The organism is Corynebacterium aquilae DSM 44791 (assembly GCF_001941445.1).
Classification (GTDB): Bacteria; Actinomycetota; Actinomycetes; order Mycobacteriales; family Mycobacteriaceae; genus Corynebacterium; species Corynebacterium aquilae.
Genome location: NZ_CP009245.1, coordinates 1,161,712 through 1,174,801, shown reverse-complemented (window position 1 = coordinate 1,174,801; position 13,090 = coordinate 1,161,712). Strand labels below are relative to the sequence as shown.

10 protein-coding genes and 1 tRNA gene are annotated in these 13,090 nt (G+C 62.6%); 7 read left to right on the top strand and 4 right to left on the bottom strand.

Going from position 1 to position 13,090, the window contains the following annotated elements; genetic code table 11:
* Window positions 1-108: 108 nt before the first annotated feature.
* Both thrC and CAQU_RS04955 read right to left on the bottom strand, forming a co-directional pair.
* Window positions 109-1,182, bottom strand: coding sequence for a threonine synthase (thrC, locus tag CAQU_RS04960; protein ID WP_075725758.1), 1,074 nt, complete (start codon window positions 1,180-1,182; stop codon window positions 109-111).
* 6 nt (window positions 1,183-1,188) lie between these two features.
* Entirely contained in the window at window positions 1,189-2,526 is a 1,338-nt protein-coding gene (locus CAQU_RS04955; RefSeq protein WP_075725756.1) for a homoserine dehydrogenase, read from the bottom strand.
* Between the two features lie 505 nt (window positions 2,527-3,031).
* On the opposite strand from CAQU_RS04955, the gene CAQU_RS04950 reads away from it, so the two are divergent.
* Complete coding sequence (locus CAQU_RS04950; protein WP_075725754.1) at window positions 3,032-3,298, top strand: hypothetical protein; 267 nt, start codon at window positions 3,032-3,034, stop codon at window positions 3,296-3,298.
* 45 nt (window positions 3,299-3,343) lie between these two features.
* The gene (locus CAQU_RS04945; RefSeq protein ID WP_075725752.1) at window positions 3,344-3,592 is read left to right on the top strand and encodes a hypothetical protein; all 249 of its coding nucleotides are present in this window, start codon (window positions 3,344-3,346) and stop codon (window positions 3,590-3,592) included.
* A gap of 138 nt (window positions 3,593-3,730) precedes the next feature.
* Here the strand turns inward: CAQU_RS04945 and lysA are convergent, their stop codons facing one another.
* Together lysA and argS are read right to left on the bottom strand one after the other, a co-directional pair.
* Complete coding sequence (gene lysA / locus CAQU_RS04940) at window positions 3,731-5,110, bottom strand: diaminopimelate decarboxylase (protein WP_075725750.1); 1,380 nt, start codon at window positions 5,108-5,110, stop codon at window positions 3,731-3,733.
* A complete protein-coding gene (argS, locus tag CAQU_RS04935) occupies window positions 5,111-6,769 on the bottom strand; it encodes an arginine--tRNA ligase (RefSeq protein WP_075725748.1) in 1,659 nt (552 codons plus the stop codon). It abuts the gene before it with no gap.
* Between the two features lie 897 nt (window positions 6,770-7,666).
* Between argS and CAQU_RS04930 the strand changes: the two genes are divergently transcribed.
* The 5 genes from CAQU_RS04930 (at window position 7,667) to CAQU_RS04910 (ending at window position 13,079) form a co-directional block, all read left to right on the top strand.
* Window positions 7,667-9,334 (top strand): L-lactate permease, encoded by a 1,668-nt coding sequence (locus tag CAQU_RS04930; protein WP_075725746.1) that lies wholly within the window; start codon window positions 7,667-7,669, stop codon window positions 9,332-9,334.
* Window positions 9,335-9,901: 567 nt separating this feature from the next.
* A complete protein-coding gene (locus CAQU_RS04925) occupies window positions 9,902-10,687 on the top strand; it encodes a (Fe-S)-binding protein (protein WP_075725744.1) in 786 nt (261 codons plus the stop codon).
* A gap of 23 nt (window positions 10,688-10,710) precedes the next feature.
* Window positions 10,711-12,234 (top strand): lactate utilization protein B, encoded by a 1,524-nt coding sequence (locus tag CAQU_RS04920; RefSeq protein WP_425429704.1) that lies wholly within the window; start codon window positions 10,711-10,713, stop codon window positions 12,232-12,234.
* Between the two features lies 1 nt (window position 12,235).
* Window positions 12,236-12,892: a LutC/YkgG family protein gene (locus CAQU_RS04915; protein ID WP_075725740.1), complete on the top strand. Its 657-nt coding sequence runs from the start codon at window positions 12,236-12,238 to the stop codon at window positions 12,890-12,892.
* Between the two features lie 111 nt (window positions 12,893-13,003).
* A tRNA-Arg gene (locus tag CAQU_RS04910) sits at window positions 13,004-13,079 on the top strand.
* Window positions 13,080-13,090: the final 11 nt, after the last annotated feature.

Sequence of the window (13,090 nt, the reverse complement as noted above, 5' to 3'; positions counted from 1 at the left end):
CGCCGGAGGTGGGGTTGGTGACGGGTAGCAAACGGCACCCGTCGGGAGCTGTCCCGCGGGTGCCGTTGGGTGTACCAGCCGCGGGTGCGGCTGGTGCTTAAGGTGTGGCTATTTCAGGCCGAGAGCATCGACCACGGCCGCCGGGTCGACGTCGATCGGGGTCGGTTCCGGCATGGACAGCAGCGCGGTGGTCGGGTCCTTGAGACCGTGGCCGGTGACCGTGCACACGATGGTTTTGCCCGGCTCGAGGGAGCCTTCGCGGTGGGCGGCCAGCACGCCGGCGTAGGAGGAGGCGGATGCAGGTTCGACGAACACGCCTTCCTTGGAGGCGATCATCCGGTAGGCCTCGAGGATTTTCTCGTCCGTGGCGGCAACGAACTTGCCGCCGGATTCCTCCTGGGCAGCAACGGCGCCGTGCCAGGAGGCGGGGTTACCGATGCGAATTGCGGTGGCGATGGTTTCCGGGTCGGTGACGGGGGCACCGTTGACCAGGGGGGCCGCGCCGGCGGCCTGCACGCCGAGCATCATGGGGCGCTTGGTGGTGACACCATCGGCGAAGTACTCGCTGTAGCCCTTCCAGTAGGCGGTGATATTGCCAGCGTTACCGACGGGCAGGGCGTGAATGTCGGGGGCGTCGCCGAGGCCGTCGGCGATTTCGAAGGCAGCGGTTTTTTGGCCTTCGATGCGCATCGGGTTGACGGAGTTCACCAGGGCGATCTCGGGGTACTCGGTGGTGGTTTTCTGCACCAGTTCGAGGCAGTCGTCAAAGTTGCCGCGCACCTGGATGATTTCTGCGCCGTGCATGACGGCCTGGGCGAGCTTGCCCTGGGCGATTTTGCCTTCGGGGATCAGAACGCAGGACTTGATGCCGGCGCGTGCTGCATAGGCTGCGGCGGAGGCGGAGGTGTTACCGGTCGAGGCGCACATCAGCACCTTTTTGCCGTTGTGCACGGCGTCGGTGACGGCGACGGTCATGCCGCGGTCTTTGAAGGAGCCGGTGGGGTTTGCGCCTTCCACCTTCAGGTACACGTCGCAGCCGGTGAGCTCAGACAGGTAATTGGCGCGCACCAGCGGGGTGTTGCCTTCGTGCAGGGTGACGGGTTCCCAGTCCTGGGCGAAGGGCATGCGGTCGCGGTAGGCGGCAATAAGGCCCGGCCAGCGGCGGTAGATGGGGGTGGTCATGTTGGTTTATTCACCTTCCAGTCGGATGACACTGTTTACGGACTTTACTGCGGGCAGTTGTTTGACTGCATCTACGGTGGCAGCGAGGTCGTTTTCGCTGGCTTCGTGGGTGACGACGACCAGGCGGGCACCTTCGTTGAATTCTTCCTGCCGCACGGCGGACAGGGAGATTTGGTTCAGGGCGAACTTGGAGGCAATTTCGGAAAGCACTCCGACGCGGTCTTCCACGTGCAGATCGACGTGGTAGCGGGTGCGCACATCGCCGAATTCGGCGATCGGCAGGTTTGCGTAGGTGGACTCGCCGGGGGCGCGGCCGCCGTGGACCTTATTGCGGGCGGCGCCCACCAGGTCGCCGAGGACAGCGGAGGCGGTGGGGTTACCACCGGCGCCGTTGCCGTAGAACATGAGCCGGCCGGCGGCTTCTGCTTCGACGAAGACCGCGTTGAAGGACTTCGACACGCTGGCCAGGGGGTGATCGCGCGGAACGAGGGTGGGGTGCACGCGGGCGGAGACCTTCTCGACTCCGGCGTCGTCGGTGAAGCGTTCGCACACGGCCAGCAGCTTGATGACGTAGCCGGCGGTGCGGGCGGCCTCGATGTCTTCGGCGGTGATCGAGGAAATGCCCTCGCAGTAGACGTCGTCGTAGGACACGCGGGTGTGGAAGGCCAGGGATGCCAGGATGGCGGCCTTGCTGGCGGCGTCATGCCCCTCAACGTCGGCGGTGGGATCAGCCTCGGCGTATCCCAGGCGGGTTGCCTCAGCCAGCATGTCGTCGTAGGAGGCGCCGGTGGAGTCCATGGCGTCCAGGATGAAGTTGGTGGTGCCGTTGACGATGCCCATCACGGACTTCACCTTGTCGCCAGCCAGGGAGCGGCGCAGCGGGCCGACCACGGGGATAGCGGCGGCGACCGCCGCTTCGAAGTACAGGTCGACGCCGGCGGCGTCGGCGGCCTCAGCCAGCTCGGCGGAGTGCGCGGCCACCAAAGCCTTGTTGGCGGTCACCACGGACTTGCCATTATTCAGCGCGGCGAGCACCAATTCGCGCGGGTAGTCAATCCCACCGATGACCTCGACGACGACGTCGACATCGTCGCGGGCGATCAGCGCGTGCGCGTCCTCGGTCAGCAGAGAGGGATCAACGCCTTCACGCGGCTTGGAGGCGTCGCTGACGGCTACGCCGCGCACTGCAACGGGGCCCCCAATGCGGTGGGTGAAGTCCTCGGTGTTTTCGGTCAGCAGGCGGTAGACCGCCTGGCCAACGGTGCCGTAGCCGAGCAGCGCGATGCCGACTTCGGCACCTGCTCCTTTGCCGGCCTTGGGACTGGTCGGGACTGCAGTGGACATGTTGCTCCAAACAAGAAGGTTTTCGGGGCTGTGAAAGTTTCTCCATGCATCATAGACCGAGCAGTTCAGTTCGGCAGACTACACCCCCTCACATCCACCCCCAGCACGCCAATCCAACAAAAACTATGGAAGTGAAACAAAACCTCTCATTCGTCCGACGGTGATACCTCACCCCCACCTTGCCCCCATCCGGGGGTGCTTGAAAATCTTTGCGCAGGCCGCCATTTGCCCAGGCCATACGGCAGGAAACCCATGCGAGCGCAACATTAGCCCCAGCCCCTAGGGCTGTACGCTGCCAGGCAGCTCACAGCTAAACGCTAAACTCCGGAGCAACGCCTAGGTCACACCGAGAAACCAACATGAGCTATCACACAGTTTTAGTTTGGTTGGGATCCGGACCGTAACCCGCAGCAGCCACCGGCGCATGGAATTTTTCCCACAGCGTCGACGGGCACCGCTGTCAGGCGCAGCAACCTACACCCAACACATGTGAGGAGCTTCAATAGTGAGCACCCGTCGTATCGCCACCAGCATCGTTGCAGCCGCCACCGCCCTGTCCCTGGGCATGGGCACCGCCACTGCAGCCGACACCGGCCTGAATGAAGCTGCCGTGTCTGCACAGCTCGGCAGCACCGCCGTCAAGTCCACCGCGGATGCCGGCTCCTCCGCCCTGAGCCGCGTTATCGGCCTGGGCATCTCCGCCGCCATCCTGGTTGGCCTATACAACTTCCTGGTTCAGCAGGGCCTGATTCAGCCGCTGCGCACCGCCTAAATTTTTCCCATCCCCCTCCCCCACTTCACTTCAAGGAGTTTTCACATGACCCGTTTCACCAAGGGCCTGATCGCTACCGCCGCTGCCGTTTCCCTGGCTACCGGCTCCGCCACCGTCGCTAACGCCGACGAGCTCGGCCAGGGCGCCCTGGCTTCCGCCACCGTCGGCTCCGCTACCGTCGGCTCCGCCGCATACTCCGTCGTCTACTACGGCGTTCTGGTTGCCGTCATCGTCGGCGCCTACAACTGGGCTGTTGACCAGCACCTGATCCAGCCGCTGCCGCTGCCGCGCTAAAGCGCCCAGATTGCTACGTCTTCCTCGAGTGCGATAGCTAAAAAACGTCGCACCATGTAAGCAAGATAAGCACTATAAGCAAGGCGCCGCCCCACTGTTCTAGTGGGGCGGCGCCTTGTTTGTGCTGTCGATACTTCGTCAGTCGTTACCGACTTCGAGGGCAAGCACGTCCGCGATAGTTTCGCGGCGCACCATCAGCCGGGATTGGCCTCCGCGCACGGAAACGATGGCGGGGCGCATCATGTGGTTGTAGCGGCTGGACATGCCGTAGCAGTAGGCGCCGGTGGCGGGCAGGGCCACCAGGTCGCCGGCCCCGATATCGCCGGGCATGAGCCGGTCGTGGATGAGGATGTCGCCGGATTCGCAGTGGCTGCCGACCACGCGGGATTGCAGCAGGGGCTGCTCGCTGGTGCGGTTGACCAGTCGTACATCGTATTCCGCCTGGTACAAGCTGGGGCGAATATTGTCGCTGATACCGCCGTCGACGGAAATGTAGCGGCGCGCAGCTTTGTCGCTGATGGTCACGTCCTTGGTGTTGCCGACCTCGTAGACGGTGACGGTGGAGGGACCGGCGATGGCGCGCCCTGGTTCCACCATGACCTTCGGCGGGTGCAACCCCAGCGAGGAGGCGTAGGCCTGGACGCGACTGATCATGTCGGTGGCGACCGATGCGACGTCGAGGGGTTTTTCGTCTTCGGTGTAGGCGATTCCAAACCCGCCACCGAGGTCGAGAATCTGCAGATCCTCGACGGCCGCGGGGTTGATGTCCAGGATCTCTTCGCGCAGCTTTCCCCACAGCCCCAGCACGCGTTCGGCGGCGAGGGAGAAGCCGTCGGCGTCGAAGACCTGGGAGCCGACGTGGCAGTGCAGTCCCACCAGTTTGAGGTTTTCGGCGCGCACGGCGGCGAGGGCCGCCTGGTGGGCGCTGCCGGTGGCCAGGGAGAACCCGAATTTTTGGTCCTCGTGGCTGGTGGCGATGAATTCGTGGGTGTGGGCCTCAATACCGGGGGTGACTCGCACCATGACTTCTTGCACGACGTTTTCGCGTGCTGCCATCAGGTCGAGCAGTTCGAGTTCTTGGTGGCAGTCGATGACAACATGGCCCACCCCTTCGGTGAGGATGGTTCGCAAAAACTCTGGGCTTTTGTTGTTGCCGTGGCAGGTGATGCGTTCGGCCGGGAAGCCGGCAGCCAGGGCGACCTGTAATTCGCCGAGGCTGGCGACATCAAGGTTCAGCCCTTCTTCGTCGACCCAGCGGGCGATGGTGGTCGTGAGGAAGGCTTTGGAGGCGTAGTGCACGAACTCCCCGCCGCCAAAGGCTTGGGCCATGTCGCGGCAGCGGGAGCGGAAGTCCTCCTCGTCGACGACGAACAGCGGCGTGCCGTATTCGGTGGCCAGGCTCGACAGTGAGACGCACCCGATGGTGACCATGCCATCTTCTTCGCGACGAGCGGTTCGCGGCCACACGTGGGCGGGCAGCTCGTTGAAGTCGGCGGGCTGGTGTACAACTGCAGTCATTTACATCTTCTCCGGTGCGGTCACGCCCAACAGGCCCAGTGCGTTTGCGAGAACCTGTCGGGTGGCCTGCGCCAGGGCGAGGCGTGCGGTGTGAATCGGGGCGGCGGCCTCGTCCTGCTTCGGCAAAATCTGGCAGGAGTCGTAGAAGCGGTGGAAGGTGCCGGCGAGTTCTTCCGCGTAGCGGGCGATGCGGTGCGGCTCACGCAGCTCCGCGGCGGCCTTGATAACGGCGGGGTATTCGCCGAGGGTGCGGATCAAGTCACCTTCGCGCTCATGGGTCAACAGGGATACGTCCGGGTTGGCCGCGGACACGCCCAACTCGTCGGCCTTGCGCTGAATAGAGCACAGGCGGGCGTGACCGTACTGGACATAGAACACCGGGTTATCGGAGGACTGGGAGGTCCACAGGTCCATGTCGATATCCAGGCTGGAGTCCACCGAGGAGCGCACCAGCGCGTAGCGGGCGGCATCGACGCCAATGGCCTCCACGAGGTCATCAAGGGTGATGACGGTGCCGGCGCGCTTGGACATTTTCTTGACCTCGCCACCGGCGACCAGGTTCACCATCTGGCCAATCATGACCTCCACTTGGTTGGCGTCGTAGCCGAGGGCGGCCGCAGCAGCCTTCAGGCGGGCGATGTAGCCGTGGTGGTCGGCGCCCAGCATGTAGATGCACAGGTTGTGCCCGCGATCCATCTTGTCGGCCACATATGCGATATCGCCGGCGATGTAGGCGGCATTGCCGTCAGACTTAATGACCACGCGGTCCTTGTCATCGCCGAAGTCGGTGGATTTCAGCCACCAGGCCCCATCGGCCTGGTACAGGTTGCCATTGTCTTTGAGGGTTTGGATGGCCTTGTCAACGGCGCCGGATTCAAACAGGGAGTTCTCGTGGAAGAACACATCGAAGTCGGTGCCGAACTCGTGCAGGGTTCGCTTGATGTGGGCAAACATCAGCTCCACGCCCTCGGCGCGGAAGGTTTCCTGCATCTGCTCCGGGGACTGCTCCATGACCTCGGGGTGGGCGGCCTTGACCTGTTCTGCGATCTCGCGGATGTAGTCGCCGCCGTAGCCATCTTCCGGGGTGGGCTCAGACTTGGCTGCGGCGACCAGGGAGCGGGCAAAACGGTCGATCTGGGTGCCGTGGTCGTTGAAGTAGTATTCGCGGGTCACCTCGGCGCCGGATGCCTGCAGCACGCGGCCCAGCACGTCGCCAACAGCAGCCCAGCGGGTACCGCCAAGGTGGATGGGGCCGGTGGGGTTGGCGGAGACGAACTCCAGGTTCACACGTTGGTCGGCATAGAAGTCAGAGGTGCCGTAAGACGAGCCCGCAGCCAAAATGGTGTTGACGAGTTCGCCCTGCGCGGCAGCAGCCAGCCGGATGTTAATAAAGCCCGGGCCAGCAATCTCACAGACCTCGATACCGGGATCCTCGGCCAATGCGTCGGCGAGCAGCTCTGCCAACTCACGGGGATTCATGCCAACCTTCTTGGCGGTCTGCAAAGCGAGGTTGGTGGCGTAATCACCATGTTCGGGGTTGCGGGGACGTTCAACGACGACCTTGTCCGGGGCCGGGAGAGCGGCCACGTCAAGGCCTTTGTCATTCAAAACACGGGTGGCCGTGTCGTACACCTTTGCTGCGAGATCTGCGGGAGTCATGGTGGGGTAGTTTATCAGGCACTTTAGTGTGCTCCTACCCCACCCCATGCGCGCTGCGCTGGAAGTGGCGCGGTGAGTTTTCTTCCCCGCACCGGCCCAGCTGCACCATGCGGAGCCTGGCGTAAACGCTTCGCTGCCGGCTTCCTAAAATTTTTGGCGCCTCAGCAGGGGTGGGATGCGCGAGGAAAACGCTCATTAAGGGCGGGAGAAAAGGCTATTTAAAAGCCCCAGAATCACTGCTGATTTTTTATGCGTATGCACTACGTTTTTGTGGCTACTCTCACATGGATTAGCATAGTGACTGACTGCTCACATAATTGCGCAAAGTGACCCACATGACTTTATGCACCTAATTAATTTGCGAATGAAATAAATACCCTTCGCAGATGCAATTAGGGACCCTAAAAGCATTACCCCCCTTCTCTTCTTCTCCACACCGCAACAGGTGGCCAGTGGACACCCCCACCAATCCCCGCCGGTCAGTACAGGTATACCCCCCAGGGTTTCATCACCCTCCTACCGCGTGGCCAAGGTGTTTTTGCGCATAAACGTTAGTGTTCACCCCTTTCATAATCTCATACAGGCTTTTTCGGAACCCTTTCTCGCTCCCCGCTAGCAAGTCCATTACCTAGAGGCGTGGGCCCCTTTTCCGGATATATCCCAGGTATTTTTCATGGCGATACTTTTTGGAATTTAAGGCCCATTTTCGAAACATCTCGATTGCGTAATTGCGTGTGATGATTTAGGTCACACAATTGCCGTTAGGTGTTTGGAAAGTCCCCCCTTCTTCACGCGTTGAGAGCACCCCAGAATCGATTCCTGAAAAAACGTCTTTATGTTCACCGCACAGCACTGTGTGACCCAAGTCCAACCCCTCTTCACCCAAAGGAGTTGATTGTGCAGACCTATACCGCCGTCACTACGGCAGTTGGCGGCAGCCTCGGGCTTTCCGCCCTCGTCGCGACGATCCCACTTCTGACCTTCTTCGTCATGCTCGTGGGTTTCAAAGCCCGCGCCCACATTTCCGCCCTGGTGGCCCTGGCGGTCTCCATCGTGGTGGCCATCATCGGCTTTAAGATGCCCTGGCTGCTCGCCATCGCCGCCGCCGGACGCGGCGGCCTGTTTGGCCTGCTGCCCATCGTCTGGGTGATCGTGATGGCCATCTGGTTCTACCAGGTCACCGTGGTCTCCGGACGCTTCGAGGACTTGCGCCGCACCTTCGACCGCCTCGGCGGCGGCGACGTGCGCATCCAGGCCATCCTGATCGCCTTCTGCTTCGGTGGCCTCCTCGAAGCCCTCGCCGGCTTCGGCGCCCCGGTCGCCATCACCGCCACCATGATCCTGGCGCTGGGCATCAAGCCGCTGCGCGCCGCCGTGGTGGTGCTGCTGGCCAACACCGCACCCGTCGCCTTCGGCGCGGTCGCCATCCCGATCACCACCGCCGGTAGCGTTGCTGGCCGCACCACCGAGCAGACCGAAAACATCGCCGCCATCGTCGGCCACCAGGCCCCCTTCCTGGCGTTCTTCGTTCCCTTGATCCTGCTGTGGATCCTCGACGGTATGCGTGGCGTGCGCGACGGCTGGGTTCCCGCCGTCATCATCGGCTTCTCCTTCGGCGTTGCCCAGTGGGCCACCTCGAACTACTTCGCCTACGAACTGACCGACGTCGTGGCCTGCATCGTCTCCCTGGGCACCGCCGTGGTCTTCCTGCGCTTCTGGACGCCACGTGGCGTGCCGGAAATGCGTGAGCGCATGGGCATTGGAGAAGCCTCCATCCAGGAAGAACTGCCCGCACATCGCGTGTGGATGGCACTCATGCCCTACGCCGTAGTCACCGTGGTCTTCGGCCTGGCCAACCTCATCGAGCCCTGGAAGAAGGCCCTCGACGGGCTGAAGATCAAGTTCGACTGGCCGCTGCTGAGCGAATACCTCGTCAAGGGTGACGGCTCCCCCGTCAACTCCGCCTACTCCCTGTCCTGGCTGTCCAACCCCGGCACCCTGCTGCTGATCTCTGGCCTCATCGTCACCGTGGTGTACTCCATCTTCAACGACGGCGGCCGCTACAAGATCACCATGGGCCAGTCGATCGCCGAGATCGGGCACTGCATGGTCCGCATGCGCCTAGCCGCCCTGACCATCGCTTCCGTGCTGGCACTGGCCTACGTGATGAACTACTCCGGCCAGACCGTGGCCATCGGCGAATACGTCGCCTCCCTCGGCGCCCTCTACGCCTTCCTCGCCCCCACCCTGGGCTGGATCGGCACCGCCGTGACCGGTTCCGACACCTCCGCCAACGCCCTGTTCGGCAACATGCAGGTCACCGCCGCCAAGCACGCCGGCATCAACCCCGACCTCATGCTGGCCGCCAACACCACCGGTGGCGTGGTCGGCAAGATGGTCTCCCCGCAGTCCCTGGCAATTGCGGCAACTGCCGTCAACCTCGAAGGCAAGGAATCCTCCATCTTCAAGGCTGTGCTGCCCTGGTCGCTGGGTATGCTCTTCGTCGTGTGCACCCTGGTCTTCCTCCAGACCAACGTCTTGAGCTTCCTGGTTCACACCGTCTAATCCCCCATCGCTTCGGCGCTTACACAGCGCCCGGCATGTCAACGCCCCGCATCACCGTGCGGGGCGTTTTTTAACGCCCAAAACCCACCAAGAAAACACAGGCAAATCTTGATGCAAAAAGGTTCACAAAATGATTTCTTTTCCCCACCTCAAAAGGGCCCTCGACTTATCACCCCTTAACCCGCATCGGCTTTCCCCCTCCCCCACCAAGCCCCTGCCAACACCAACTTCTCAACCACCACAACACTGCCGCCAGGAATGCGCCACCCATTTTTTAACACATCCATGTTGCGGAATAACCGCAGGTAGGTAGCCCTAATCGTTTCGCCCTCGCCCCCAAAAGAGGGTAATATTAACGGCACGCCACACTGCCCGTTCGACAGTTAGCACCAACACATCCCGACCTCCAGTCGCCGCTTTGCGAAAAGGGCCGGATACCCCCGGGAGAAATAAATGTTGAACAGGAAAAATGAGAATAAACTCCCTTTCCTTTGTGGGAAGAAAATTCTTTCTTTCGGACGGCTTTTGTGAACCAATACCCTCATAAAATTTCCTAAGGAGCACCCCATGCGCGTAGCTCTCTTCTCCACCTGCATCGGCGATGCAATGTTTCCCGACGTGGTCAAAGCCACCGCGGTCATTCTCAGCCGACTGGGTCATGAAGTAGTCTTCCCGCCCGAGCAGTCCTGCTGCGGGCAGATGCACGTCAACACCGGATACCAGCGCGAAGCCATCCCGCAGATCAAAAACTACGTGGACGCCTTCTCCGATCCCTCCATCGACTGCGTCGTCGCCCCCTCCGGCTCCTGCACCGGCGCCGTCCGCGAACAACACGAGCACGTCGCATCCCGCTACGGCAACAAAGCCCTGGTCGACGCGGCACGTACCACCGCCGCAAAAACCTACGACCTGTCCGAATTCCTCATCGATGTCGCAGGCGTCGACAACGTCGGGGCCTTCTTCCCCCACCGCGTCACCTACCACTCCACCTGCCACAGCCTGCGCTTTTTGAAAGTCGGCGACCGCCCGCTGCGCCTGCTACGCAACGTCGAAGGCATCGACCTGGTCGAGCTGCCCCACGCTGACGAATGCTGCGGCTTCGGCGGCACCTTCTCCGTGAAAAACGCCGAAACCTCCGCCTCCATGGTCGGAGACAAGGTGCGCAACATCAAGACCACCGAAGCGGAATACGTCACCGCCGGCGACGCCTCCTGCCTGATGAACATCGGTGGCGCCCTCTCCCGCCAGCACGCAGGCACTCGCGCCCTGCACATGGCGGAAATCCTCGCCTCGACCAAGGAACACCCCTGGTCGCCCACCTCTGCTGTGTACTCCAAGGAGGTCATGCTGTGACCACGTTCCTCGGCAACCCGACCATGCCGCCCCGCGCCCCCGAAGGCGTGGGTCACCTCCGCGGCACCGAAACCTTCCAAAAGGCCGCCCACCACGAGCTCTACAACGCCACCCAGCGTCGCAACCTCCACAAGGCCACCCACACGATCCGCGACAAGCGCGCCGCCGTGATCAACGAAATCGACGACTGGCAAGCACTGCGCGAAGCCGGCTCCAACATCAAACGCGACGTCATGGCCCGCATGCCCGAACTGCTCGAACAGTTCGAAGCCTCCGTCACCGCCCGTGGCGGACACGTGCACTGGGCCCGCGACGCCAAAGAGGCCGGCGAAATCGTCACCCGCCTGGTCAAAGAAACCGGCGAAGACCACGTCGTAAAGATCAAGTCCATGGCCACCATGGAAATCGGCCTAAACGACCAGCTCAAAGAAGCCGGCATCTCCGCCCGTGAGACCGACCTCGCAGAGCTCATCGTCCAGCTCGGCCACGACACCCCCTCCCACATCCTGGTGCCGGCCATCCACCGCAACCGCGCCGAAATTCGCGACATCTTCGTCCGCGAAATGCCGCACACCGACGACTCCCTATCCACCGAACCCGCAGAACTCGCCGAAGCCAGCCGCACGTTCCTGCGCCAACAGTTCATGGAAGCCAAAGTGGCGATCTCCGGCGCCAACTTCGGCGTCGCCGAAACCGGCACCGTCGCCATCGTGGAATCCGAAGGCAACGGCCGCATGTGCCTCACCCTCCCGGAAACCCTCATCTCCGTGATGGGCATCGAGAAACTCCTGCCGACCTTCAAAGACTTCGAAGTGTTCCTGCAGCTTCTCCCCCGCTCCTCCACCGGTGAGCGCATGAACCCCTACACCTCCCTGTGGTCTGGTGTCACCGAAGGCGACGGCCCGAAGAACTTCCACATCGTGCTGGTCGACAACGGCCGCACCGCAGCCCTCGCCGACGAAATCGGCCGCGAAGCACTCAAGTGCATCCGCTGCTCCGCCTGCCTGAACGTGTGCCCCGTCTACGAACGCGCCGGTGGCCACGCCTACGGCTCCACCTACCCCGGCCCCATCGGAGCGATCCTCACCCCGCAGCTCACCGGCATGGACTCCTCCCATGACCCCAACGCCTCCCTGCCCTACGCTTCCTCCCTGTGTGGCGCCTGCTTCGAGGCCTGCCCGGTGATGATCGACATCCCCAGCGCACTGCTGGAGCTGCGCCACCAAAAGATCGAACACCACAAGCCCAAGATCGAAGGCACCATCATGGGCGCCATGGGCCTGGTCTTCGGCAACCAAAAGCTGTGGAACACCGCCACCCACATGGTCGCCGCCGGCCGCATCCTGGGCGGCTTCAACGGCAAAATCACCCACCTGCCGAGCTTCCTGGCCGGCTGGACCGACGTGCGCGACACCGCCGTGCCGCCAAAGAAGTCCTTCCGCCAGTGGTTCGCCTCCGACGAAGGCCAGCAACTTCTGTCGAAGATGCGCGAAGAAGGCCTCCCCAGCCGCGCCAACGGCGAAGACTCCATTAAGAAGGAGAGCTAACGTGAACGACTTCGACAGCGTGCGCAACGAAGCAGCTAAAAAGGAAATCCTCAGCCGCATTCGCAACGCCCACAAGCTCGCCAACACCCCCGCCGGCCGCCACGAAGTCCCGCGCGACTACAACGTCACCTATTCCTTCTCCCGAGAAGAACTCAAAGACGTTCTCGTCGACCGCCTCGTGGACTACAAAGCCATCGTCAAGCAGACCGACGCAGCCTCCCTGCCGGACGTCATCGCGGGCATCCTGGCCGACCGCAACGCCAAAGATGTGGTCTACGCACCGGGCCTAGACAAGGCACTGTTCGCCTCCTTCAGCGGAAACGCCCTACCCGACTCCGCCGACAACGACCCGCGCGACCTCAACTCCGTCGACGCCGTCGTCACCGACAGTCACGTCACCAGCGCCCAAACCGGCACCATCTGCCTGGAATCCGGGCCGCTGTGTGGCCGTCGCGCACTGACCCTGGTCCCCGACTGCCACGTCTGCATCGTCCGCATGGACTCCGTGGTCTACGGCGTGCCGGAAATGGTTGAACGCCTCGACCGAGTTCGCCCCATCACCATGGTGTCCGGCCCGTCGGCCACCTCCGACATCGAACTCAACCGCGTCGAAGGCGTCCACGGCCCCCGCACCCTCATCGTGGTCATCGTCGACTAACCCGACAACCACACCCCGCGGATAAGACGCGAACACCCCGCCTCCCCTGGGTATTTCTGCCAGGATTGGGCGGGGTGCTAACATATGCAGAGTTGCCATCACAGCAACCACGCCTCCGTAGCTCAGGGGATAGAGCACTGGTTTCCGGTACCAAAGGTCGCACGTTCGAATCGTGTCGGGGGCACCACCAAGTCCTGC

Coding starts and splice junctions, on each gene's coding strand:
- CAQU_RS04955 (WP_075725756.1), bottom strand. CDS start 2,526: ATGTCCACTGCAGTCCCGACCAGTCCCAAGGCCGGCAAAGGAGCAGGT.
- CAQU_RS04920 (WP_425429704.1), top strand. CDS start 10,711: ATGCCGCCCCGCGCCCCCGAAGGCGTGGGTCACCTCCGCGGCACCGAA.
- lysA (WP_075725750.1), bottom strand. CDS start 5,110: ATGACTGCAGTTGTACACCAGCCCGCCGACTTCAACGAGCTGCCCGCC.
- CAQU_RS04945 (WP_075725752.1), top strand. CDS start 3,344: ATGACCCGTTTCACCAAGGGCCTGATCGCTACCGCCGCTGCCGTTTCC.
- argS (WP_075725748.1), bottom strand. CDS start 6,769: ATGACTCCCGCAGATCTCGCAGCAAAGGTGTACGACACGGCCACCCGT.
- CAQU_RS04925 (WP_075725744.1), top strand. CDS start 9,902: ATGCGCGTAGCTCTCTTCTCCACCTGCATCGGCGATGCAATGTTTCCC.
- thrC (WP_075725758.1), bottom strand. CDS start 1,182: ATGACCACCCCCATCTACCGCCGCTGGCCGGGCCTTATTGCCGCCTAC.